Below are 24,533 nucleotides of genomic sequence, written 5' to 3'. Positions count from 1 at the left end.
AGAGAGTCATTTGATTATACACATATATTTTAAGGCCGGCCAAGAGGGGAGATATAACTAACTGAAGCATACCATGGCCTTTTGATAAGACTATTTTGAAGAAGAGATAGAGGAAATAAGTCAATAAATTAACTTGTAGGCATGACTAAACTACAACCCCTCTGCCTTAGGAATATTAAAGCAAAGGGGGTAAATCGGGTACCCGGGCGAAGTTTTATGCAGCCAGCGCCAAAACTTTCTTATTTAATCTGCTTTTATGACGTGCAGCTTTATTCTTGTGAATTAAACCTTTAATCACTAAACGATCAATATAAGAGGTCGCTATTTGATATTCTGTTTGCGCTTTGCCATGATCGCCTGTAGCGATAGTAAGCAGTACCTTTTTAACATGCGTGTACATTCTTGAAACCTGCCACTTATTTTCTTGGCGGCGTTTTTCATTTTGACGTGCTCTTTTTTTAGCCTGTTTTGTATTAGCCAAAGTATTTATCCCCGAAGCTGTTTCGAAAGCTTGCAATCATCGCTATTTTAGTTTGAGATGTCAATGTTTTAATAGGCCTTTACTAGGATCCGACCACTCACTATGAGCAAACAGTTATTAAAGTCCACCAGCACAGTTAGTGCAATGACATTTTTTTCCAGAATCTTGGGTTTTATTCGAGATATGGTGGTTGCGCATATGTTTGGAGCAAGTGCGGGTTTAGATGCTTTCTTGGTGGCGTTTAAGATACCGAATTTCATGCGTAGACTCTTTGCTGAAGGTGCATTTTCACAAGCCTTTGTGCCCGTCCTTAGTGAAACAGTTGCGGTTAAGCCTCAGCCTGAAGTGCAATTCTTGATTGATAGAGTCTGTGGTTGTTTATTATTGGTCTTGACGGTGATTACCATCCTGGGCTGTGTGGGAGCGCCCTTTTTAATTACATTGTTTGCGCCTGGATTTAATGAAAATCCTCAGCAATTTGCCTTAGCTTCTGAGATGCTTCGTTGGACCTTCCCTTATTTACTACTGATATCGATGACTGCGTTCTTCTCAGGGATCCAAAATGCACACAATCGATTTGCATTACCAGCGTTTACACCTGTTCTGTTAAACATAAGCATGATTTTTGCAGCGCTTTATTTGACGGGTTTTACCACTGATCCAGTCATTGCACTTGCATGGGGCGTTTTATTAGGTGGCTTTTTGCAATTGTTTTTTCAATTGCCCGCTATTTATAGGTTAGGTCTTTTGCCGAAGCCTAAAGTTGCTTTTTTTGATCCGAATGTGAAAAAAGTATTAAAGTTAATGTTGCCCGCACTCATTGGTGCTTCTGTGATGCAAATTAACTTATTAGTTGATACGATTTTTGCCTCTTTTTTGCCGGTAGGTAGCTTAACCTGGCTATATTATTCTGATAGGTTGCTTGAATTTCCGGTGGGTATGTTTGGTGTGGCGCTGGCCACAGTAGTGTTGCCACATCTTTCTAAACAATATGCAAACAAAAATGATTATGCCTTCTCGGAGAGCATTGATTGGGCATTCAGGGTTATTTTATTAATTGGCATTCCGTGCACTATCGGCTTGATTCTGCTTGCCAAGCCTATTTTATCAACCTTATTTCAGTATGGGCGTTTTACGGCGCAAGATGTAATTTTGACAAGCTATAGTTTAATGGCACTTTCTCTCGGCTTGGTTGGATTTTTAGTTGTTAAAATCATGGTATCGGCTTTTTATGCGCGCCAAAATACTAAGCTGCCCCTAAAGGTCGCTTTGGTTGCGATTAGCTGTAACGTTATATTTAATTTCATTTTGATTGGTCCCTTTCAACATGCTGGTTTGGCTTTGGCATCGACTTTGTCTCAAGTTGTTCAGCTTAGCATTTTGCTATATGTGCTTATCAAGTTGAAACATTACATGCCCTTGAAAGGGTGGCTGAAATATGCATTTCGCTTAGTGCTTGCCAATATATGTATGGTTGCTTTTTTGATTGCCTTAAGCCCAGAGGCTGATGCATGGCTGGAAAATTCTGGATTATGGCGCGGGTATCAGCTAGGCATTTTAGTAGTGGGTTCGGTTGTTGTGTATGGTGCTGTGCTATGGGTTGTAGGCTTGCGATTTACACATTTTAATATGAGAGCGCTTTCTCAATCATAAGGCTTAAAGGATAGATATGCAGTTGTTTCGTGACATTCAATCGATAGCGCTAAATGCTTCTGTTGTAACCATTGGTAATTTCGATGGATTACATTTAGGGCATCAAAACTTAATTACAAAGACTTTCCTGCAAGCACATAGTTTAGAAATCTCTTCTGTTGTGCTGAGCTTTGAACCATTGCCTTATGTGTATTTTAAGCCAACAACTTTGCATCAAATCATGCCGCTGCGAACGAAATATCACCTCTTAAAAAAATGGCCTATTCACTATTTTGGATTGTTAGCTTTTAATGAAAAATTGGCCACTTTGAGTGCAGAAAATTTTGTGGAAGACTATTTGGTGAAGGCATTGGGTGTACGTGTTCTGAATGTGGGGCAAGATTTTCAATTTGGCCATCAGAAGCGTGGTAATGTTGCGCTTTTGCAGAAGATGGGACAGCAGTATGGATTTAGAGTCAATGTGTTGCCAGATGTGGTTGTGCATGGCGAAAAAGTAAGCAGTTCAAAAATTCGGCAAGCATTGATTGTGGGCGATATTGAGCATGCGAATCAATTATTAGGTTATCCCTTTACCTTGATAGCGCGGGTTCGAAGTGGCAAAAAATTAGGTAGAACACTTGGCTTTCCAACCGCTAACCTTGCGCTTGCACCTAAATCAATTTTATTAAACGGTGTTTATATTTGTTGGGCAATTGTGGGTGATCAGAAGTATCCGGCAGTTTGTAATGTAGGATATCAGCCTACGGTTAATAGTTTCAGAAAAAAAGTAGAGGTACATCTCTTAGACTATACAGGCAATTTGTATGGTCAGTATTTGAAAGTGGAATTCTTGAAAAAAATTCGCAATGAACAGAAATTTCAGAATGTTTCCGAACTGATAGAGCGAATTAAACATGATACACTAGTGGCGAAAGAATTTTTCGCAAACCAAGTAAGTTCTCAATTATAGATTCAAATGTTGCTTGAATAACTTAAGGCTAAATCATGAGCGAAGTGGATTACAAAGATACTATCAATTTACCTCAAACCTCTTTTCCCATGCGTGCTAATCTGCCGCAACGTGAACCCGAGATTCTAAAAAAATGGCAGCACTTAGATCTATATAAAAAAATCAGAACTCAGCAACAAGGCAAAGAAAAATATGTTTTGAATGATGGGCCTCCCTATGCCAATGGCGATATTCATATTGGTCATGCCGTAAATAAAATTCTCAAAGATATGGTTGTTAAAGCGCAGACACTGAGTGATAAAGATGCGCCCTTTATTCCAGGATGGGATTGTCATGGTTTGCCCATTGAATTAAATGTCGAGAAAGCAAAAGGTAAGCCCAATGTAGATTTGACGCCGGCAGCCTTTCGTGAAGCATGTCGTGAATATGCTAACTCTCAAGTGAATGTACAACGTGAGTCCTTTAAGCGCTTAGGTGTTATTGCCGATTGGGACAATCCTTATAAAACGATGGATTATCAATACCAAGCGGACATCATGCGCGCATTCGGTCAGATTTATCAGAATGGTCACGTGCAACAAGGTGTTAAACCTGTGCATTGGTGTACGCAGTGCGGATCTGCTTTAGCAGAAGCAGAAGTAGAGCATCAAGACAAAACTTCTGAAGCCATTGATGTGTGCTTTAAAGTCAAAGATACCAAAGCACTTTTAGAAAAAATAGGCGCTGATAAGAGTATCAATACAGCGGCTGTGGTTATTTGGACAACCACACCTTGGACACTCCCTGCGAATCAGGCCGTTGCCTTTAACCCTGAATTGGAGTACGTCCTTGTCAAAGCTTCGCTTGACGGCGTGCCTTTTGATGCATTGATTATGATTGAATCCTTGCTTGAGAGCTGTATGTCTCGTTACGGTTGCCAAGAATATAGCATTGTTCATACATTCAAAGGCCAGATGGCTGAGCATGTTTTACTAGAGCACCCTTTTTATGAACGAGATGTACCTATACTCCTTGGTGAGCATGTGACGACAGAAGCAGGTACAGGTGCTGTGCATACCGCACCTGCGCATGGTATGGATGATTATCATTTGGGTATTAAATATGGCTTAGCGCTCGATGGCCCTGTGGATGATAATGGTAAATATTATGCAAGCACCCCCTTTTTAGGGGGGGTACATGTTTTCAAAGCAAATGAACAAGTCATTGCACTTTTAAAAGAAAAAAATCGATTGTTGCATGATGAAAAATTATCTCATAGTTATCCACACTGTTGGCGTCATAAAACGCCGCTTATTTTTAGAGCGACACAACAGTGGTTCATTAGTATGGATGAGAGCAAACTGAGACAAACCGCCTTAGAACAAATTAAGCAAGTAAATTGGATCCCTGAATGGGGTGAATCTCGTATTAGCTTAATGATTGAAGGACGACCTGATTGGTGTATCTCTAGACAAAGAACGTGGGGGGTGCCAATCCCACTTTTTACGCACAAAGAAACCAAAGCGGTTCATCCAGACATTGTTGCAATCATTGAGTATGTTGCTCAGCGTGTGGAGCAAGAAGGGATTGAGGCATGGCATGCTTTAGATATGGCTTCTTTACCGTTTAAAGATATGTCGGATTATCAAAAATCAAAAGATAGTTTAGATGTATGGTTCGATTCAGGGGTAAGTCATGTCAGCGTGCTTAAACGCCGCAAAGAATTGCAATATCCTGCGCAATTGTTTTTAGAAGGTTCGGATCAACATAGGGGATGGTTCCAATCTTCTTTGTTGACTGCTGTTGCAATTGATGGACAAGCACCTTATGAATCTGTGTTAACACATGGTTTTACCGTTGATCAATTAGGCCGAAAGATGTCTAAATCTTTGGGAAATGTCGTTGCGCCAGATAAAGTCATCAAGGCTTTAGGCGCAGATGTGCTGCGCTTATGGGTTGCTGCGACAGATTATAAAGGTGAACTACATGTTTCTGATGAGATCTTAAAACGTACCAGTGATGCGTATCGACGTATTCGTAATACAGCTCGATTTTTGTTGGGCAATTTAAGTGGTTTTTCGCACCAACATCAAATTCAGATTGATGAAATGTTGCCGCTTGATAAATGGATAGTGGATAGAGCCTATTACATTCAAGAAGATATTATAAAAGCGTTTGACGAATGTCAGTTTCATACAGTTTACCAAAAAATACACAATTTCTGTGTATTAGAATTAGGTAGCTTCTACTTGGATGTTATCAAAGACCGACAATATACGCTGCGCGAGAACAGCCATGCAAGACGATCTGCACAAAGTGCGATGTACCATGTTGTACATGCCTTAGTGAAATGGATGGCACCGATTTTGAGTTTTACCGCAGAAGAAATTTGGGAAATATTGCCCGATGCAACAACAGAGTCCGTCTTTCTATCAACTTGGCACAAAGCACTAAAGCCATTACCCACAGAAACTGAATTTAATAATGATTTCTGGCAAGAAATGATAGCTATTCGTGATGCAGTGAATAAGGCAATTGAGTCTGAACGTGCAAAAGGGACATTTGGTGCAGGATTAGAAGCAGAGATCACTTTATATGCAGATGACACATTGTATTCGTTGTTAACTAAACTCGAAGATGAGTTGCGATTCTTGTTGATTACTTCAAAGGCAGAGCTTCGACCCATGTCTCAAAAGCCGACTCATGCCATAGAGACAGAGATTGCAGGATTGGCTGTAACCATCGTTGCTTCTCATCATCCCAAATGCAAGCGATGCTGGCATCGCAGAGAAGATGTAAACAAAAACCCAGATTTTCCTGAAATTTGTGGTCGTTGTGTTGAGAATATTGATACACATCAAAAGGGCGAGCAGCGATTGTATGCCTAATTATCTAAAATAAGTTGAGAGACTTTGAGAAATGAAAGAAAAAACAACATCATTACGATGGTTTATCTGGGTACCTTTTTTGGTGTTGCTAGATCAATTAACCAAAAGCTGGATATTAAAAACACTGAGCGTAGGTGAAACAATACCATTAGTACCAGGTTTGCGCTTAACCTTGGCGCATAATTATGGTATCGCTTTTGGTATGTTTAATAATGATAATTTATTAATCACACGATTTATCTTATTAGGTATTGCGATTGCAATTACTATTTTTATTAGTGTATGGCTCTATAAGACACCTCGCACTGATAAATGGGTGTGTAGTGCCTTAGTGCTAATTTTAGGGGGTGCCTTAGGCAATATTATTGACAGATTTATGCATGGGCATGTGATTGATTTTATTGATTGTTACTATAAAAATTGGCACTGGTGGACTTTTAATATCGCTGATAGTTTTATTACGGTAGGTGCCATATTGTTATTAAAAACCATTATTTTTGAAGAAAAAAAATCACCAAAGGTAAAAGCATGAGCAAAGCAGTTCAGATATTCTTAGCCAACCCAAGAGGTTTCTGTGCAGGTGTCGATAGAGCAATTGATATTGTTGAGGCTGCATTACAAAAATATGGTCCGCCGATTTATGTGCGTCATGAGGTGGTACATAATCGTTATGTGGTAAAAAGTTTGTGTGAGCAAGGCGCTGTCTTTGTGGATGAGTTATGTGAAGTACCGGAGCAGAGTATTGTTATTTTCAGTGCACATGGTGTATCGCAAGCTGTGCGAGAAGAAGCAAAAAGCAGAAATTTGCAATTAGTTTTTGATGCAACCTGCCCATTGGTGACAAAAGTACATATGGAAGTTGCACGTCAGAGCAAGAAAGGTTATGAATGTGTGTTGATTGGGCATGCAGGTCATGCTGAAGTTGAGGGAACGCTGGGGCAATATGAGAATAAGGCTGGTGGTATTTACCTGGTAGAGAATATACAAGATGTTGAAAAGCTCTCTGTGAAAGATCCCTCCAATTTATTCTATGTCACACAAACAACCTTGTCTGTAGAGGATACCAAACAAATCATTGCTGCTCTACAATCGAAGTATCCAGAGATCCAAGGACCCAAACGGGATGATATTTGCTATGCAACGCAAAATCGCCAAGACGCTGTAAAAGAATTGGCAAAATTGTGTGATATTGTGTTGGTGGTTGGTTCAACCAATAGTTCAAATTCAAATCGTTTAAAAGAATTAGCAGAGCATTGTGGTACAAGAAGTTTCTTAATTGATGATGCTGCAATGTTAGATTGGGTGTGGTTTGAGGGCGTAAATAACATTGGCATTACAGCCGGTGCATCGGCGCCTGAGATCTTAGTGACTGAAATCATTCAAGCTATACAATCAAGATTTAAGGTAGTGAAAGTCAATAATGTCAAAGGTATTGACGAAAATATGACTTTTTCCATGCCAAAAGAATTAAGAGATGTGCCAATTCATAATCCTTTTAAAGCGGTCAACACTGTGCTAGAGACGGTGAGTTAACATCGCATAGTCATGTGCTGTGGCTATAGATTACCAGCAATTCGCTGTTGTCGGTCCCTTCAAATTTGTATTTGTTAATGTCAATGCACCACAAGCATCTGTTGCTTGTGGGCCACCTGCAACAGGAGTTGCTGTGAGTGTAAAGCTTGTTGCAGATAAATTAGAAATAGAAAGTGTATAAAAAGCTTCTGGGGAATTTGTATTTGCGCCAACCGCTGCGGGTGTGGTTGCTCCAACATAAGTATTGTTTTCAGTGTAATAATGCTCCATTCGTGCAGCAAGATTGAGTAATGCGGCTTGTCCATCTGAACGGCGTGTACGTTGCACATGTTGGGTATAGCTTGGAAATGCAATTGCCGCAATAATGCCTACAATCGTCACTGCAATCATCAATTCCATTAAACTAAATCCATATATTTTTTTCATGTCAGTGCCTTTCTAAGATAAATATCGTCAGTGTGTGATAGTCTGTGGATTCACATCAGAGATTATACGAAGTTGATGAATGGTTGCATATGGTAATTCAGTATTTTGTTTAGCAGCCTGTCCATCTAGCCAAAATTCAACCAGTTGTCCACTGGCAAGCACGGATGTATTGACAATGGTTTTATCAGCTGTAGTGACCCTAAGCGGTGTTGCTAATGCAAAGGGTTTTTGGTTAATGTCTATTTGTCCTGCTTCAGGATCGAGCATTGTAATAACCCCTTGATATTGTACGCCTGTCATATTCATTGTTTCTGGTTTGGCTATTACAGGATTGATATAAAATATCAGGCTACACAAGAGGCAAAAAAAAGCATATATACCCTTCACAGATGAATTTTCAGGGTTGTTGCCTGCATCTACCTCGCAATCTTCATGTATTTTATATACACTCTGGTTGCTCGGAGGCTGTGCGTCTACCTGAAAAATCATCTGTTGTGAGTATATTTTTTTCATCATGAGTTCCTATTGCAGAATTTGTCTCCAGTTTTGGCGACCCAGAGGACCTGTACCAGGATTCTCTGTTAGGGTATTTAATCCCATGGAGCCACTTAATACTTTTATTTCTTTAGACTTATCGCCAGACAAAAATACCGCTGGTGTGGGTGTGATACCGACAGATGATTTTTGACCACCGATAGGCACAAAATCATCTTTGCCATCACCATTTGTATCACCGACATTGATGTAATCGATGCTATCAAAGACACCATCATTGTTTAAATCAAAGGGTGTGGTTTTGGGCTGACCACCAGAAGCCGCATCTAATTCCATGATCCAAGAACTGCCACCAAAATCGCAGGCAGAGCTAGAGGGAAGTAAAGTTGTGAATATTACATTATTATTGCGAAGCAATGCTTTTGAGATTTGCCTTTCACCATAATTGGAAGCTGCCCCTTTCGCAATTAGATTGATATACCAGCCACGATGTTGGGTAGGATCGCCCGCACGTGTAGGCGCAGCCCAGTTGATGGACAAGGCACTGATCTGTCTAACGGAAGTAGTGGTATCTGTCACATTATCTCCGTTTGTATCTACATTAATGGCTAATTCTTGCAATATACTTTGTTGCAATAATTGAGATTTGTTTACTGTGCTGCCATCGAGTTTATCCCAAATTCCGTAGAAGGCTTGGGTGACCGCACCTGTTGAAACATTATCTGTTTTTTCTAAAAATTTTCCTGTTCCAAAATAAACCATAACGCCCTGCTTTAAGCCTGTGGGATGAGGTCCAACAATAGGCGCTGTGGTAATGGCTTGATCACCTGAGCTTGTTTGCTGTGCGGTGAATAAAGCCGTGGCGCTGGTTTTCCACTGAGTAGGCGTGGTGCTTGTTAAATCAAATTTCCAGAGCGTGCCTTTAAGATCGCCCGCGTAAATATAGTCGGCAACATAATCACCATCTATGTCAACAACATATGGTTCGCTTAATCCATTGGGAGTTGTGGTTGAGCCTGTGCCCACTGGGATTTTTATGTAATCCGTGTCTGCTGTCCAAGTACCATCTGTGCCTCGTTCAATAAACAGTATATACAGCGCTGCTTTCCCTGTTGGGCTGGCATAACCATCATCTTCAGAATTATTATAGCCGTTACCGAAAATAACAGCCCATTTTGTTGTTGTTGAGTTGTATCGTACTTTTGCAATTTTTACATTGCCGTAGATATATCCTAGATCTGCATCATTTACATCGGAAAATTCCCATAAATATAATTGAGAAGCATTGCTTTCCGTAAATTGAGAGGGATCAGTGATATCAAGGGCATAAACTGTTTGACCGCCTTTTCTGAGGCCGCCTGTTAAGATTGTGCGCCAACTGCCATTGATAAAAACATCTGCTTCAGTGGGAGAGCCATCGACGGTAAATTTATGGGTGTAAGTTGTTTTCGATAATTCAGATAAATTTTTATACAATCTTCTATCACCAGGAATATAAGCAAGTACTTCTTGACCTGTATCTGCGCGGAAAGCATGTAGCATTCCATCATTGCTGCCGGTATACACGATGCTTTGGCGATTTGCATATTGTGTTCTGAAGCTGTCGTAACTAGCGCTTTCTAAGGTTGATGGATAATATCGATTAGGAGGTCCAACAAACAAAGGATCAGAGTTGATAATATCGCCCAACAAGCCTTGTCGATTTCTAAAGGCATAGCTACTGCCATTTTGTTGCTCATCTGCACGATTGCCACGTAGATATTTGATGAGTTTATCACCATAAGCCTGGTTTGCTGTGATCTCAGTGGCTGTTGTTGTATTTGCGTTATAAGGTGCATATTGCAGAAAATCAGCGATCCTTTGTGGCAGACTACCGCTGACTTTGAGTGTTGTATAATTACTTGGCCATTGAAAAGCTGTGCCTTGATTACTTTCATTGAAAGCGCGTGTGATAATTTTTCGTTGTGCATGCGGTGTGCCTGGATTGCTGCTTGCATCCATGAGCGGTAAAATACAAGCACCTCCTGTTAGTTTGCAATCGGCATTCCAACTCGGAGTTTGTGCAAGCTTGCCGGTAGGAGAGATAGCAAAGGCCAGTAATTCACCTCGCCATTGGCTGCTGTCAAACCGTGCTTGATAAACTTGTGAATCGGTATTAAGAACAGTAGAGTTTTGTGCGACAGTAGCTGCTGAGCTAATGCGATTGGTAATATTGGCGAGTGCATTGCCAAGTTCAGCTGCCAATGCATTCGGTGTTTGTGCTTTAACAAAGGTTCCTTTGGAGTTATAGGCAGCATGCCATAAATCATCAATCTTTTCAGGATCTGAATTATAAGGGTTGCCCCAATTACTGCTTTCTATTAAAGGAGGATTAGGCCATTTGTCTCCATCTGTATCTACCAATAATCCAGATACGCCAAATGCAACGGTATAGGTGACCATATGTTGGTGTGTTGCGGGATCAGCGGCACTTGGAATAACGTTGTTGGGCAAGGGGCTTAAATCTTTGTCATAATAATATTTTGCGACATCGGCAAGGGTAAGAGAAATACCATCTTTATCATCGTCACCAGGGCCACCCGTAGGGTTGGTTTCGCTCCAGAATCCATCCGTTAATAAAACCGTAAAATTCTGTTGGCAGCTGTAAACAATGGGATTGGTGTATCCAGATAAAGTATTATCAAAGTATTGTCCAGTACGGTTCAATCCATTGCGTAAGGGCGTGCCTAATGCTTGCCAGCGATAGCCGTAAAGATTAGAGAGCAATGCTGCATTGTGCGAAGTATAATTGGTGACATTACTGGCAGGTACTTGATGAAATAAAGATTGGTAGTCATTAATAACGCTTAATCCATAGCGAAAATTGGGGTATTGATTAATAACCGTACTGATGGCGCCTTTGGCAGCCAGTGAGCGTTTTCTGCTGTATTGATACCAGTTTGCAAAGTTTTGTTTGGCTTCTGTAATCGTTCTGCAACCATCGGCACCTGTGCTGGTTACGCTCAGTGTGTTGTTGAAGATCTGTCTTACGAGTGTTGATGAGCCAAGAATATTGTAGCAAGCACTGGTATTGGTCAAGGTGGCTTCTAGCGTACTTGTTTCACCAATCGTATTGGTTTTGGGGTCATAAGTGATTCTGCGAATTTCAGCATTATTTGAATTTAACTCGATAGAGTAGTGCGCATCCCAGAGATCTACCTCACCATTAGGTGTATTGGTTGCATTAACCGCAGAGGCGCGTAATGGTCTGCCATCACTTTCTCTATAACCTCGTGTGTCAATCCAAACATGATAAATTGCGCCACTCAGATTTTTGGTAAGAGAATAACCACTGGTGCCTTGTCGAGGGTTGCTTCTTGCTGCGGTAAAGGTTGCGTTACTGCATAAGGTGCCGTTTGTTAAGCAGGCACCTGCCCAAGGTGTATAGCTATTCTCAGGATTATAATAAGTAAAATTGAGATCAGAAGAATAAACACGCCATTCTTTTGTGCCAGCAGAGCTGCAGCTTTCTATTGAATTGTAATCCGTATTTGAACAGTTATCGGTATAGAGATTGTCATTGTTGTTATATATATAAGAGAAATAGCGGAAATTGTTATTTCCATAACTGCGCACTAAACTATTATCAACGGTTGTGCCACAGGTCGTTGCACTTGAAAAAGAGCCGGTTGCACGTGGATCATAAGCACATACATTCCAGTACGGTTTTGTTAATACTTCCCAATCCATTGAGCCGGAATCATCTACTTCAAAAAATACATTGGGATCAACGGATGTACCTAAAAATAAGGGGGTATCGGTCAATCCAAGTAGTGCAGCTTGTGAAATGCTGCTATGTAGTAAACAGGGTATTGCCAATAGTTTCAGCGCTTTGTTCATAAGATTCTCTAATTAAATTGTGTTGCATAGATTGATTCAATCATTGTTTTCGTTGTATCAACCTCACCTGTGCCTCGCGCTGTCACGCGATAATAATGATAGCCCGCTCCTTTTGAACGTGCATCAGGTGAAAGCTCATAGGGCACAAATCCATATTCTTGAATGATAAAATAGGGTTGCGTATGGATGCCATAGAGGCTCGTCGAATAAGGTCTTGCATTGCTTTGCCACCAGCTTGGGGAGTTTGTATAAATATTGGAAAGTGTGCTGTTTTGCCAGACATTACAAGGGCTAGATGTACAAGATGCAACTGCATCCGGTTTTGCGGCTTGTGATTTTATCCAGCGTTCTCCATCTGATAAAGCGCTTTCAGTGGCTTGGAATGCAATACTGGTATCTCTCATATTAGAAGTCATTTTTTCAGACAATATGACAGATTGCATACTGGTTATGCCTATTAGAGTGACGATCAACAGTAAAATAAGTCCAGTGATTAGGATAACACCTTTTTCATATTTTTCAGACCTAATAAAAATGACTTTCATAAATCCTCACAAAGCGACTTCAGTGACCGCATTTCGTAGCATGATGGTGAAACTCAGTATTTGACGGGTAAATCTGTCTCCACCCGCTGTGTGCAGCGTTCCTAATAGATTGTAAGCTTTTGAATCGGCTACAGGATTATTTTGTTCTGTGCTTCTTAAGAGAATGGCAAGTTTTACAGCGACAACATTATTAAAATTGAGCGAAGGATGGTTGGCGGACACAAATCTATCGGGTGTCTTATCATTATTCAGATCTTCGCCATAAAGCACTTGAAAATTTTCAACATCGTCTAGAATAACTTGCGTATCATCAGCGGGAGCACCATTTGCATTTTGAGCGCGACAAGTTAATTGATTATTGGCGTTAAGAGAAATGGTATTGGTTGCAATCGTGAGCGCATCAACGCCACGATTGAGGCAATCTCTGATTGTATTATCGGGGGTTCCTGAACCTGTGCCACTGCCTTGAAAGCGAACGATTAAAACATCGCTACCATTGGGTCCGGTATTATCTGTGCCAGAGATAAATCCCATACTGGCGCTAAAAACATTATCTAAAGTAACAAACTGTTGATTTAGCACAGGGCTTCTAAAAGCGGTATTGCGTATGACTTTATTTAAATACTCATGCAAGAATCTGCCATTTTCTTGTAAGATGGCGAGATTATTTTGGAGGCGATAAGTATTTTTATTACTGACAAAAATTTGCAAAATGCCTAGTAATAAAATGAGGCTGATCGTGATTGCGACCATAATTTCAAGAATGGAGAAACCACTGTGCTTATTTATATTCATAGTGATAAACTCGTGACAAATCGTTGTAAAGTGCCTGGTGATGTTTCATCTTTTCTTTCTCGCCACCAAATTTTAATGGTAAAAACAGGCCTACCTGCTGTTGTAACAATTCCATCACATTGTGGATTACTGGGTACGCCATCATTGGGGGTACTGTCAATACAAACAATACCATCACCTGCTGGTAGAATTTGGCGTATTTGAGGGTGCCAGCTTGTCGCCGTTTGACCTCGGAGGCTTGCATACCATTCATAAAAATCATGTAATGCCATTGCATTCGAATCACACTGTGTATTGATTGCTACCCCTGAAGCATTTTTGCCCAAGCAGTTAGGATTTCCAGTCATGTTTGCTGCGGGGTTATTGTATGGGCTTCCAGTGCCTCGTGCTAAAGCAGGCAAGTTAGTGCGCATTCTGTCTGCAATATCACTGGCTGCGATGGTTGCCACAGAGCGTAATGCAGAGTCATGTCCCAATTTCAGTCCTGTTACCTGTAAGCTGGCTAAGCCGAGTAAGCCGATTGAAAAGACGAGCACTGCGATGAGTACTTCAAGTAAGGTGAAACCCGATATTTTGCAACCAATGCTGTCTGACATTAAATACACACTCCATTCAATACACATGCTAAGAAGAGAATTTGCCTCATTACTAGGTATAGTTCGGAGTGGTTGTAGATGCTAAAAATCGCAGATAAGAGGCAAGGAATGAGGGATAAGTTATGAAAAAAACGCTAAAATATACAGTAGAAGGGTTATGTTTGAAAATACCAAGTAATTAGGGGCAGGCCGTTTGTGTGAGAATGGCACGTCCGGTTGGCGAAATTGTAATGCGGCGTGCATTATTACCCGTACAATTATGAGAGGAAATGCTAAAGCGCTTGTTGGCACTGGTAGAGGCAGCAAAGCCATTACTGGTATAAGTAATTATACCGGTGGGACTCAAGCTAATATCGGCAGATTGGGTATGTATTTGTTGCAGTCGAACTATCGGCTCTGTGGCATTATTGGCGAATGTGTTATTTTCATCAGGATTCACAAAAACGATCCAGCCTTGATTCCAGTTATTACCACAGCTGTTAAAATTTTGATTGCTCGCAGCACAGACCGAGACACTTAAGCCTCGTTTGATAGCTTCACTTCGAGCCATGTTAAGACTGCCAATCAGATCGTTGGTCAAATTAACAGAGCGGTTATTTTGAATGACTGCCACAAAAGAAGGCGCCGCAAATGCAATTGTGATGGCCAAAAGAGAAACGCTTACAATCAATTCAATGAGTGTAAAACCACGGTTTTTGGGATCGATATTCATACTTTATGGAATAGATGAATTGGGCTTAAGCTGCAAGTTTTAAATTTTATGCCGTCACCTACTTTTAAGTCTTGAGACCATATTCGATACGTGCACGACCACTGTCATAAACCACAATCTTGCATGCAGGTATGTTGTTACTGTGTATGGTGAGTGTGCTGCGTGTCGTGCATCTTCCATTGGGTGCGTATTTAATGGAGATCACTTTACCGGATGTCACTTGAACTATATTGGGCTTGTGTTTATTTATTCTGAGCACAATATCTTCTGGAGAGAATTTTCCATCCCGATTAACATCGATGTATACCATGCTGCCTTGCGTCCAATCTAAACTACAATTTTGAAAATCACTTGTACCACATACACTAACCACTCGATTGCCTTTGATTGCTTCCATGCGTGCAAAATGCAAACTGTGAAATATTTGTTGTACGATGGTTTCGCTGGATTCTTTTTGTATACGATCCACAAATGTGTTACTAGACATTCCTATGATAATGGCAAGGATGCTGAGTGTTATTAATAATTCAAATATGGAAAAGCCTTTAACTCTCCGAATCATCATCAATGCCTAGCTTCTTGAGGCGATACCTTAAGGTGCGGAAAGTAACGCCTAATAATTTAGCGGCCAAAGTTTTGTTACCTTTTGTTTCGTCCAATGCTTTTAAAATAGCTTCTTTTTCTACCTGTTCTAAATGTTCATCTAAAGACATATTAAAATCATGAGAATGCATTTTGCGTGCTTGAAGTGGTAATTGTAAATCTGTTGTTAGAATTTCTTTGCCATCACTTAAGGTATAAGCTCTTTCTAGAATATTCTCTAGTTCTCGAATATTACCTGGAAAAGAATATTGTTTTAATGCTTCCAAGGTTTCGACTGATACTTTGGGTATAGTGACATCGTTTGGAATAATTTTCTTTAAAATATAGGTGACAAGTAGTGGAATATCATTAATGCGCTGTATCAGCGAGGGAACCTTTATTTCAATGACATTTAATCGATAAAATAAATCTTCTCTAAAAAAACCAGTTTGTACAAGTTTGCTTAAATCTTTATGTGTCGCACATAAAAAACGCACATCTGCACTGTGCTCTTTTGTGTCGCCGACGGGTCGAAAAGATTTTTCTTGAATACCACGTAATAATTTAACTTGCATGTTGGGCGGGAGATCGGCAACCTCATCGAGAAACAGCGTGCCTTGATGCGCTGCTTGAAAAAAACCCATTTTATCTTGATGCGCACCTGTGAAGCTGCCTTTTTTATGGCCAAAAAATTCACTTTCCATGAGTTCAATCGGGATTGCGCCACAATTTACAGGAATAAATGGTTTTTCTCTTCTTGGGCTGTTTTGATGAATTAGGCGCGCAACCAGTTCTTTGCCCACACCGGATTGTCCACTGATATAAACAGGCGCTTGGCTTCTTGCTATTTTTTCAATTTGTGTTTTGAGTTGAAGAATACATTCACTTTCACCAATTAAATTGAAGGATTTACTATCTGAACTGTAATTGATATTCAGTGCATCTTCTATTAAATTTCTTAATATTTTTAGATCGACAGGTTTATTAATAAAATCAAAAGCACCTAATTTCATAGCTTGAATGGCCGTTTCCATTTTTCCATGTGCGGTAATAACAGCGACTGGTGTGTGCGGTGAGTTATTTTGAATATGACGCACTAGATCCAGCCCATTTCCATCAGGTAGGCGCATATCCGTTAAACATAAATCAAATTGTTGATGGCATAATAATTTTTGAGCAGAATCAAAAGTAGAGGCAGTTTGTGTTTCAAGCCCCATCTTTGAGAGTGTTATGCCGAGTAGTTGACAAATATCTGGCTCATCATCAACGATTAAAATAGATTTTCTATTCATATGCACCTTAGTGTATAAGCTACCTTTAAATATTTATTTCATGTGGAAAAATAATGCGAAATTGAGAGCCTAATGCGCTTTGACAATAGTCAATGTGCGCGCCATTAATTTGACTTAATTCTCTTGCTAAATACAAACCTAAACCTGTGCCTGTTTTTTCGGTTGTAAAGAAAGGTTCAAATACAAAATCCCTATTCTCTTCGGGTATGCCATCTCCTTGATCGATGATATCCAAGTAGACACCATGAGGATGGATCCCTGATTGAGTATGTAAGCTTACCGTCGGCTTGCCAATTTTCTTTTCGCTATAGCGTAAACCATTTTCACACAGATTGACGATAATCTGCATCAGTTGACTGGGATCAACACCTACCCAGAGATCTTCTTCGCTGGGAGAAAAGATGATTTGTGCATTTGGATATTGTGTAAATTTCAAATGATGAATGTTTTCTTTAATCCAGCTGTTCAATTCAAGTACTTTGATATTTGATTTTTGACCTGAGATAGAGAGCACATTTTTAATCACTTGATTCATACGTTCGCAGTTTTGTTGAATCATGCCCGCAAGATTTGCATTTTCTTGATTGAGATCTTCGGATTCCATAAGAATTTGAGCCGCATGACTTGCTGCGCCTAGCGGATTTCTAAGCTCATGCGCAATATTAGCCGTTAAATGTCCTAAAGAGCTGAGTTTAAGATCTTGAGCTTTGCGGGTTTCGGCTTGAAAATCATAAATAAAAATAATCAATCCCGGAGTATTGTTAGGATCAATCGATTGAAAATCTAATCGTACTTTAGGGTGCATGGGGGTTATTTGTATGGGGGAAAGATTTTTTTGTTTCATTAACCAAGCGAGTACACAGTGTTGAAAACTACTGGGTAGCTCAGATAAGCGTTGAATTTTTTGGCTCATTGGAATACCCAGAAGTTTTTGGGCAGATAAATTAATGATCCGAATATTCTGATCATTATCAAGGACAATAACGCCTTGTTGCATCAAGTCGACAATAAAAGAGTTCAATTGAAAAGAAGAGGCTAATTGCTTTGCTTGTTGTAGAATAATAGCCTGATTTTTTCGTGCTTTTAGCGATAAAAAATTTGTTAAAAGAGAGGTTGCAAAAACAATGAGACCTAATAATCCGACTTGATTGGAAGAATTTAACAGATTATAGCCATCAGTATTGGCATAAAAATATTCCAACAAGAGGCTAATACTAATAAGCGCAGCGCTTAGAAAAGATAATTTACCCGGATAAAGAATACTATGTGCTGCAGCGAGAATAATGAAGAGCAGCCCCATGCCGGATAACACGCCACCGCAGGCATGCATGATAATAATGAGAAAAGCGATTTCTAAGAAGATTCCTAAGTTGGCTTGTATAGAGTAGTTGGGTTTTTGAATTAAACTGATGAGTAGGTTAAAGATCGCAAAGAGCAGATAAGCAGCACTGGTTTGCAAAAAGAGCGTGGGATGACCTTCTGAAAATTGTCCAAAGACGGGTATGAGTTTGTTTTGATAGGCGATGACGAGGCAGGTCGCCGACAAAATAAATCGATAAATAGAATAAAGTTGTAAGGTCTTCCAAAGCTCTTTGCTTGGGTTTACTGTGTCAGAGTGTGCCGCGATGTCCTTAAGTGGCAACATAAAAATCCTAATGACCCTTCCCATCTGTTTTGGGTATATTAATTATCACAAGGTGGATCACAATAGTAACAATTATTTTCCAATATGGCTTGCTCAACAGGTATATAGCTCTCGCATTTTGCACATTTAACCAGTTGTGCAGCCAGTGGTTTTTGTTGTTTGGCTTGGTTGCCACTTTGGTTATGCTGCGTGTTTGAGTGGTTAGCCCCCGAAGATCGTTGTGTTCCAGCGCGTGTACCGCTAAACCAGCTTTTAATTTGTCGGATAGCAAACCAAATTGCGCCTACCGCAAATAACCATAGAATTAAGAAAAACATGAGTATACGAACTAGCATTTTCTTCCAAAAGTAATTATTCAAACTTATTTTCTACTTGAAACATCATTATATGTAAGTTTTAGCCATTAATCTTTGTATTTACACATTTAATTTGATCGATAGTTTCTCATCAAGGAGTTTGTCACTTATCTTTATGTAAAAGATAAACATGTTATAATTTTCCCAGCAAAAAAGGTTGAAGAGGTTTTTGAGATGCCCATTTACGAATATCGATGCTCTGTTTGTCACCATGAGACTGAAATCTTGCATGGAATGAATGAAACCATAGATCAGGCTTGTCCCCAAGGCTGTGGTCAGAATACCTTGGCTCGGCTGGTTTCTGCCCCTAAAGTGCGCTTTAGTGGTCAGGGTTATTATGAAACAGACGAGAAACCTAAAGAAAAACAAAGAAATGTTCTGACAAAGGATGAGCCTGCAGCCGCTTCCAAGTAGCGTCATTCTGTCTGGCTAAGCAAAACAAATCCAACTAAATATAAGGCCAATTCTATGCGCACGGATTATTGTGGCAACATTACAGAAAAGTTTCTGGATAAAAAGGTAACGCTCTATGGTTGGGCGCATCGGCGTCGTGATCATGGTGGCGTGGTATTCATTGACTTAAGAGATAGGGAAGGGCTGGTACAGGTTGTTATCAATCCTGATAATAAACAAGCATTTACTATTGCTGAAAAAATTAGAAATGAATTTGTACTTAAAATTGAAGGGGTTGTAAAGTCTCGCCCTGAAGGTACCCAAAATCAAGATTTGGCAACGGGTAAAATTGAGGTTGTGGTTGATTCGCTTGAAATTTTAAATGCGTCTAAAACGCCGCCTTTCATGTTGGATAATTACCACGAGGTTGGAGAAGAGGCACGTTTAAAATATCGCTATTTGGATTTAAGGCGCCCAGAGATGGCGAAAAAGATCCATCTGCGCGCCAAAGTATCACAGTATTTTAGAAATTTCTTGGATTCAAACGGCTTTTTGGACATAGAAACACCCTTCTTAACCAAAGCGACACCCGAAGGGGCAAGAGACTATTTAGTGCCTTCTCGCACCTTCCCTGGAAATTTCTTTGCCTTACCGCAATCGCCACAGTTATTTAAGCAGATCCTTATGATGGCGGGTTTTGATAGATATTATCAGATTGTGCGCTGTTTTAGGGATGAGGATTTAAGAGCGGATAGACAACCGGAATTCACACAGCTTGATATTGAAACCTCATTTTTAGATGAGTTTGAAATCATGGCGATCATGGAAGAAATGATCTCTGGTTTATTTAAGACTCTGTTAAATGTTGAGCTACCAACCCCTTTTATCAAAATGCCCTATGATGAGGCGATGCGTCGTTTTGGGCTGGATAAACCAGATTTACGCATTCCCCTAGAACTTGTGGACATTGCTGATTTGGTTAAAACCTCTGATTTCAAAGTGTTTAGTCAAGCAGCCAATGATCCTAAGGGGCGTGTTGTTGTTTTGAAAGTGCCACAAGGTGGCAAATTGTCTCGTAAAGAAATAGACGATTACACAAATTATGTCAGCATCTATGGCGCGAAAGGTTTAGCCTATATCAAGGTAAACGATGTTTCTCAGGGTGCACAAGGCTGCCAATCTCCGATTGTTAAATTCTTGGGCGATACCATTGTGAATGCTTTGCTGAAACAAATAAATGCACAAGATGGCGATATGTTATTCTTTGGGGCAGGTGATAGTGCGATTGTTTCTGAGTCCATGGGATCGTTGCGTGTGAAGATAGGTTTGGATCTAAACTTGGTGAATGCGGCATGGCAGCCATTATGGGTCGTTGACTTTCCCATGTTTGCATACAATCCAAAAGAGAAACGCTTTGAAGCACAACATCATCCTTTTACAGCACCCAATACCAACGATCCAGAAGAGATCAAAGCAAATCCAGAGAAACTGTATTCCCGCGCCTATGATATGGTTTTAAATGGCATGGAAGTGGGAGGCGGGTCTGTTCGTATCAATAACCCTCAAATGCAGCAGTGTATTTTTGATATTTTGGGCATTAATCCAGAGCAAGCCAAAGAAAAATTTGGTTTCTTATTGGAAGCCTTGGAATATGGTTGCCCTCCACATGGTGGTTTAGCCTTTGGGGTAGATAGATTGGTAATGCTAATGACAAACTCAACCTCTATTCGAGATGTGATTGCATTTCCAAAGACTCAAACCGCAAGTTGTATGATGACCAATGCACCCAGCACAGTTGATCCGCAGCAATTAAAAGAATTGGGTGTCAAAATAGCAGAGGTTAGTCCTGGAAAATAAGCTATCAGCACATTCTGAAGTCAAACGACCTGAATCTGTGTTAGTGGTTGTCTATTCTGTGACGCAAGAGGTGTTATGCCTTTTGCGAACAGATTACCCGGACTTTTGGCAATCGGTGACAGGGAGTTTACTGGAGGGAGAACGGCCACAGGAAGCGGCACTACGGGAGCTATATGAGGAAACAGGCTTGTGCGAAGCAGATGGCACCTTGGTCGATTGTCAGCATTCAGCCTATTTTGCAATTTATCCGCAGTGGTTACATCGTTATGCACCAGGTGTAACGACTAACTTGGAACATGTATTTTGTTTTGTGATGAGGACACCTCAGCACATTTGTATAAGCCATGAACATACAAAATATTGTTGGTTGCCAAAGGAGGAGGCGATTAGAATAATGGCCTCACCCTCTAACCAATCTGCAATTAAAAATTTCGTTAAATAATTAAAGGTAAATCGATTACAAGAGGTAGGTAATGGCAGGTCATAGTAAGTGGGCTAACATCAAGCATAGGAAAAGTGCTCAAGATGCTAAGCGAGGTAAGATTTTTACTAAGTTGATTCGTGAAATCACTGTCTCCGCAAAAATAGGAGGAGGTGATGCTGCATCAAATCCTCGATTAAGAACCGCTATTGATAAAGCGCTGGGTCAAAATATGACTCGAGATACCATTGATCGTGCGATTAAGCGCGGTGTTGGTGGGGGAGATGATCAAAATTTAGAAGAAATTCGCTATGAAGGATATGGTCCTAATGGTGTTGCTGTGATTGTTGATTGCTTGACCGATAATCGTAATCGTACGGTATCAGATGTGCGCCATGCCTTTACAAAGATGGGTGGTAATTTAGGCACGACTGGATCCGTTGCCTTTAATTTTAATAAATATGGGCAAATCTATTTTAGTTCTAAAATGGATGAAGATACCTTGATGGAAGTTGCCATTGACGCCGGTGCAGAAGATGTGGTGCGTCAAGAAGATGGTAGTTTTATTATTAATACTGCGCCTGAAAGTTTAAATGTTGTTGTTGATCAGATGATAGCAAAAGGCTTGAAACCTGAAGACTCTGAAATCAATATGGTGCCAATGGTTACTGTTGCATTGGATGATTTAGAAGATGCGCAAACCTTTATGAAAATGATAGACATGTTAGAAGATTTAGATGATGTGCAAGATGTCTATTCAAACGCAGAAATATCGGAAGCAATTGGTAAGCAATTATAGTCTTCGCACATGAATTTTCGGGTAGGCGTCAAGCCTCGAGCAACCGGAATGTACATAAAAGTACATGAGGATTGCGAGAGCGCGCAGACAACACCCTCGAAAACTCATGTGCTGTGACTATATAAGGAGCTTTTTTGCAAGCTAAAAGAATACTTGGCATAGACCCAGGATCGCGTATCACGGGCTTCGGGTTGGTGTCATCCGTTGACAGGACAAAAGCGCCTACCTGGATTACCAGTGGGCATTGGTCGCTCAAGCAAGAAGAAATGGGAGAGCGCTTAAGTCAGCTTTATTTTTCCGTTCATCATTTTATTACTGAATTTAAACCGACTGAAATTGCGATTGAAAGAGTGTTTGTGCACAAAAATGCACAGAGTGCTTTGAAATTAGGTCAAGCCAGAGGGGTTGCGATTGCAGCGGCTGTGGCTCATCAATTACCTATTTATGAATATGCGCCTAAGCAAATTAAGCAGGCGGTGGTGGGTTCAGGCAATGGTATGAAAGCGCAAGTGCAACACATGGTGAAATTTCTGTTACGTTTAACGGAGAATCCACAAGCAGATGAAGCAGATGCCTTAGCTATCGCTATTTGCCATTTACACAGTCACCAACCCTGGGGGATACCATGATTGGAAGAATAAGAGGTTTGTTGATTGAAAAAGCGCCACCGTGGATCTTGGTTGATGTGATGGGGGTTGGCTATCAATTACAAGTGCCGATGAGTACTTTCTATTATTTGCCCATGACGGAGCAAGAAATTATTTTGCATACCCATTTTATTGTTCGAGAAGATGCACAGTCTTTATATGGTTTTTTGACGAAAGAGGAATGCAGGCTTTTTCAAGATTTTATTAAAATAAATGGGATCGGTGCAAAAGCAGCTTTGGCTTTGCTTTCAGGCATGACCACCCAAGATTTGAAGGCTACCATTAGTCGAGCAGATATTGATAATTTGCAGAAAATTCCTGGTATTGGCCCCAAAACAGCACAGCGTATTATTGTTGAGTTGCAAGACAAGAAAAATAAATGGCAATACGGTAGTGATCTACTATCCTCTAACAGTGGTGATGAACTTGTGTCTCCCATACATCAGGCAATACAAGCATTGGTTGCATTGGGTTATAAAAACAAAGATGCCGAAAGTGCGGTCAATAAGATAAAAGATAAATCACTGGCCTGTGAAGATATGATCAAAGTTGCCTTACAAGGACTTGCCAGAGCATGAGCAAACAAGCTTTCATAGAAGATGACGTAGAAATACGAACAGTTGATCCCAATTTAAGCTATCCTGATCAACAAAACGAGAAACAATTAAGACCTAGGTACTTGTCTGAGTATATTGGACAAGAGAAAGCCTGTGAGCAGTTACAGATTTTTAGTGAAGCAGCTAAGATGCGTCAAGACGCTTTGGATCATATGTTGGTATTTGGTCCTCCTGGCTTAGGCAAGACAACCTTAGCCAGTATTGTTGCAAATGAATTAGGGGTTAACATCAGGCATACGTCAGGCCCAGTCATTGCAAAAGCAGGCGATCTGGCTGCCTTACTCACAAATTTACAGCCTAAGGATGTACTTTTTATCGATGAGATTCATCGGCTGAGCCCTCATGTCGAAGAAATTTTGTATCCCGCAATGGAAGATAGGCAAATTGATATTATGATCGGTGAAGGGCCGGCTGCACGTTCCATTAAGCTGGATTTGCCACCCTTTACATTGATTGGCGCGACAACACGTGCAGGCATGTTAACCTCACCTTTGCGAGATAGGTTTGGTATTGTGCTGCGATTAGATTTTTACAGTGATGCAGAATTAACCACCATTGTGCAAAGAAGCGCGGATGTGTTCAAAATTCCCATTGATCTAAAAGGCGCACAAGAAATTGCAAAGCGTGCGCGTGGAACACCTCGAATTGCAAACCGATTATTGCGACGTGTACGTGACGTAGCTGAGGTAGAGGCGCAAGGTAGCATTACAGAGGCGGTTGCAAAGTTGGCTTTAAATTTATTAGAGGTAGATGGTCTTGGTTTTGATATACTAGACCGAAAATTACTGCGCTGCGCAATTGAACAGTTCGATGGAGGGCCGGTTGGCTTAGATAGTTTATCTGCTGCCATTGGAGAAGTCAGAGATACCATCGAAGATGTGATTGAGCCGTATTTAATTCAGCAAGGTTACTTGATTCGCACCCCAAGAGGCAGAAAAGTAACTGAAAAAACTTATTTGCATTTTGGCTTGACGCCTAAAAAAGATCTTTGAA

At 40.5% G+C, this 24,533-nt stretch carries 24 protein-coding genes and 1 pseudogene; 12 read left to right on the top strand and 13 right to left on the bottom strand.

The features are described from left to right. Positions 1-214 precede the first annotated feature (214 nt). The gene (gene rpsT, locus CC99x_RS11350; protein ID WP_057624270.1) at positions 215-481 is read right to left on the bottom strand and encodes a 30S ribosomal protein S20; all 267 of its coding nucleotides are present in this window, start codon (positions 479-481) and stop codon (positions 215-217) included. A gap of 102 nt (positions 482-583) precedes the next feature. Between rpsT and murJ the strand changes: the two genes are divergently transcribed. From murJ to ispH, 5 genes are read left to right on the top strand one after another with little or no spacing between them, the layout of a single operon-like run. Further along, positions 584-2,134, top strand: a complete 1,551-nt coding sequence (gene murJ / locus CC99x_RS11345; RefSeq protein WP_057624249.1) for a murein biosynthesis integral membrane protein MurJ — start codon at positions 584-586, stop codon at positions 2,132-2,134. A 16-nt stretch (positions 2,135-2,150) separates the two neighbouring features. Further along, positions 2,151-3,083, top strand: a complete 933-nt coding sequence (locus CC99x_RS11340) for a bifunctional riboflavin kinase/FAD synthetase (RefSeq protein WP_057624248.1) — start codon at positions 2,151-2,153, stop codon at positions 3,081-3,083. Positions 3,084-3,118: 35 nt separating this feature from the next. Next, entirely contained in the window at positions 3,119-5,950 is a 2,832-nt protein-coding gene (ileS, locus tag CC99x_RS11335; RefSeq protein ID WP_200953429.1) for an isoleucine--tRNA ligase, read from the top strand. Positions 5,951-5,981: 31 nt separating this feature from the next. Continuing rightward, positions 5,982-6,482 (top strand): signal peptidase II, encoded by a 501-nt coding sequence (gene lspA, locus CC99x_RS11330; RefSeq protein WP_057624247.1) that lies wholly within the window; start codon positions 5,982-5,984, stop codon positions 6,480-6,482. Then, positions 6,479-7,483 carry a 4-hydroxy-3-methylbut-2-enyl diphosphate reductase gene (gene ispH / locus CC99x_RS11325; protein WP_057624246.1) on the top strand — a complete coding sequence of 335 codons (1,005 nt, stop codon included), beginning with the start codon at positions 6,479-6,481 and terminating at the stop codon, positions 7,481-7,483. The genes lspA and ispH overlap by 4 nt, the downstream gene beginning before the upstream one ends. A 30-nt stretch (positions 7,484-7,513) precedes the next feature. On the opposite strand, the gene CC99x_RS11320 is transcribed toward ispH, so the two are convergent. From CC99x_RS11320 to CC99x_RS11270, 12 genes and pseudogenes are all read right to left on the bottom strand, one after another. Then, the gene (locus CC99x_RS11320) at positions 7,514-7,909 is read right to left on the bottom strand and encodes a type IV pilin protein (RefSeq protein WP_057624245.1); all 396 of its coding nucleotides are present in this window, start codon (positions 7,907-7,909) and stop codon (positions 7,514-7,516) included. A gap of 27 nt (positions 7,910-7,936) precedes the next feature. After that, positions 7,937-8,425, bottom strand: coding sequence for a hypothetical protein (locus tag CC99x_RS11315; protein WP_141651887.1), 489 nt, complete (start codon positions 8,423-8,425; stop codon positions 7,937-7,939). A gap of 6 nt (positions 8,426-8,431) precedes the next feature. Further along, positions 8,432-12,283, bottom strand: coding sequence for a pilus assembly protein (locus CC99x_RS11310; protein WP_057624243.1), 3,852 nt, complete (start codon positions 12,281-12,283; stop codon positions 8,432-8,434). An 8-nt stretch (positions 12,284-12,291) separates the two neighbouring features. Beyond that, entirely contained in the window at positions 12,292-12,828 is a 537-nt protein-coding gene (locus CC99x_RS11305) for a pilus assembly PilX family protein (protein ID WP_057624242.1), read from the bottom strand. A gap of 6 nt (positions 12,829-12,834) precedes the next feature. Next, positions 12,835-13,623 carry a PilW family protein gene (locus CC99x_RS11300; RefSeq protein ID WP_057624241.1) on the bottom strand — a complete coding sequence of 263 codons (789 nt, stop codon included), beginning with the start codon at positions 13,621-13,623 and terminating at the stop codon, positions 12,835-12,837. Continuing rightward, positions 13,620-14,219, bottom strand: coding sequence for a type IV pilus modification protein PilV (gene pilV / locus CC99x_RS11295; RefSeq protein WP_057624240.1), 600 nt, complete (start codon positions 14,217-14,219; stop codon positions 13,620-13,622). The genes CC99x_RS11300 and pilV overlap by 4 nt, the downstream gene beginning before the upstream one ends. A gap of 178 nt (positions 14,220-14,397) precedes the next feature. Next, positions 14,398-14,931, bottom strand: a complete 534-nt coding sequence (locus tag CC99x_RS11290; RefSeq protein ID WP_057624239.1) for a GspH/FimT family pseudopilin — start codon at positions 14,929-14,931, stop codon at positions 14,398-14,400. A 64-nt stretch (positions 14,932-14,995) separates the two neighbouring features. Next, positions 14,996-15,400 carry a GspH/FimT family pseudopilin gene (locus CC99x_RS11285; RefSeq protein ID WP_259596687.1) on the bottom strand — a complete coding sequence of 135 codons (405 nt, stop codon included), beginning with the start codon at positions 15,398-15,400 and terminating at the stop codon, positions 14,996-14,998. 18 nt (positions 15,401-15,418) lie between these two features. Continuing rightward, positions 15,419-15,493, bottom strand: a pseudogene (locus CC99x_RS13060) (prepilin-type N-terminal cleavage/methylation domain-containing protein); the annotation flags it as partial. Next, a complete protein-coding gene (locus tag CC99x_RS11280; RefSeq protein WP_057624237.1) occupies positions 15,477-16,805 on the bottom strand; it encodes a sigma-54-dependent transcriptional regulator in 1,329 nt (442 codons plus the stop codon). The pseudogene CC99x_RS13060 and the gene CC99x_RS11280, both read right to left, overlap by 17 nt. Before the next feature lie 25 nt (positions 16,806-16,830). After that, complete coding sequence (locus tag CC99x_RS11275; protein WP_057624236.1) at positions 16,831-18,450, bottom strand: two-component system sensor histidine kinase NtrB; 1,620 nt, start codon at positions 18,448-18,450, stop codon at positions 16,831-16,833. Positions 18,451-18,488: 38 nt separating this feature from the next. Continuing rightward, positions 18,489-18,785: a hypothetical protein gene (locus CC99x_RS11270; RefSeq protein WP_057624235.1), complete on the bottom strand. Its 297-nt coding sequence runs from the start codon at positions 18,783-18,785 to the stop codon at positions 18,489-18,491. Positions 18,786-18,980: 195 nt separating this feature from the next. Here CC99x_RS11270 and CC99x_RS11265 point away from each other — a divergent pair, with 195 nt between their 5' ends. From CC99x_RS11265 to ruvB, 7 genes are all read left to right on the top strand, one after another. Next, a complete protein-coding gene (locus CC99x_RS11265; protein WP_057624234.1) occupies positions 18,981-19,220 on the top strand; it encodes an FmdB family zinc ribbon protein in 240 nt (79 codons plus the stop codon). 54 nt (positions 19,221-19,274) lie between these two features. Then, positions 19,275-21,056, top strand: a complete 1,782-nt coding sequence (gene aspS, locus CC99x_RS11260) for an aspartate--tRNA ligase (protein ID WP_057624233.1) — start codon at positions 19,275-19,277, stop codon at positions 21,054-21,056. Beyond that, a complete protein-coding gene (nudB, locus tag CC99x_RS11255; RefSeq protein WP_057624232.1) occupies positions 21,046-21,498 on the top strand; it encodes a dihydroneopterin triphosphate diphosphatase in 453 nt (150 codons plus the stop codon). The genes aspS and nudB overlap by 11 nt, the downstream gene beginning before the upstream one ends. A gap of 31 nt (positions 21,499-21,529) precedes the next feature. Then, positions 21,530-22,276 (top strand): YebC/PmpR family DNA-binding transcriptional regulator, encoded by a 747-nt coding sequence (locus tag CC99x_RS11250; RefSeq protein WP_057624231.1) that lies wholly within the window; start codon positions 21,530-21,532, stop codon positions 22,274-22,276. Between the two features lie 134 nt (positions 22,277-22,410). Continuing rightward, positions 22,411-22,905, top strand: coding sequence for a crossover junction endodeoxyribonuclease RuvC (ruvC, locus tag CC99x_RS11245; RefSeq protein ID WP_102134510.1), 495 nt, complete (start codon positions 22,411-22,413; stop codon positions 22,903-22,905). Further along, positions 22,902-23,501, top strand: coding sequence for a Holliday junction branch migration protein RuvA (gene ruvA / locus CC99x_RS11240; protein ID WP_057624230.1), 600 nt, complete (start codon positions 22,902-22,904; stop codon positions 23,499-23,501). Before ruvC ends, ruvA begins: the two co-directional genes overlap by 4 nt. Then, positions 23,498-24,532: a Holliday junction branch migration DNA helicase RuvB gene (ruvB, locus tag CC99x_RS11235; protein WP_057624229.1), complete on the top strand. Its 1,035-nt coding sequence runs from the start codon at positions 23,498-23,500 to the stop codon at positions 24,530-24,532. Before ruvA ends, ruvB begins: the two co-directional genes overlap by 4 nt. The last annotated feature ends 1 nt before the right edge of the window (position 24,533 follow it).

The organism is Candidatus Berkiella cookevillensis (genome assembly GCF_001431315.2).
Classification (GTDB): domain Bacteria; phylum Pseudomonadota; class Gammaproteobacteria; order Berkiellales; family Berkiellaceae; genus Berkiella_A; species Berkiella_A cookevillensis.
This window is presented reverse-complemented; position numbering and strand designations above follow the sequence as displayed.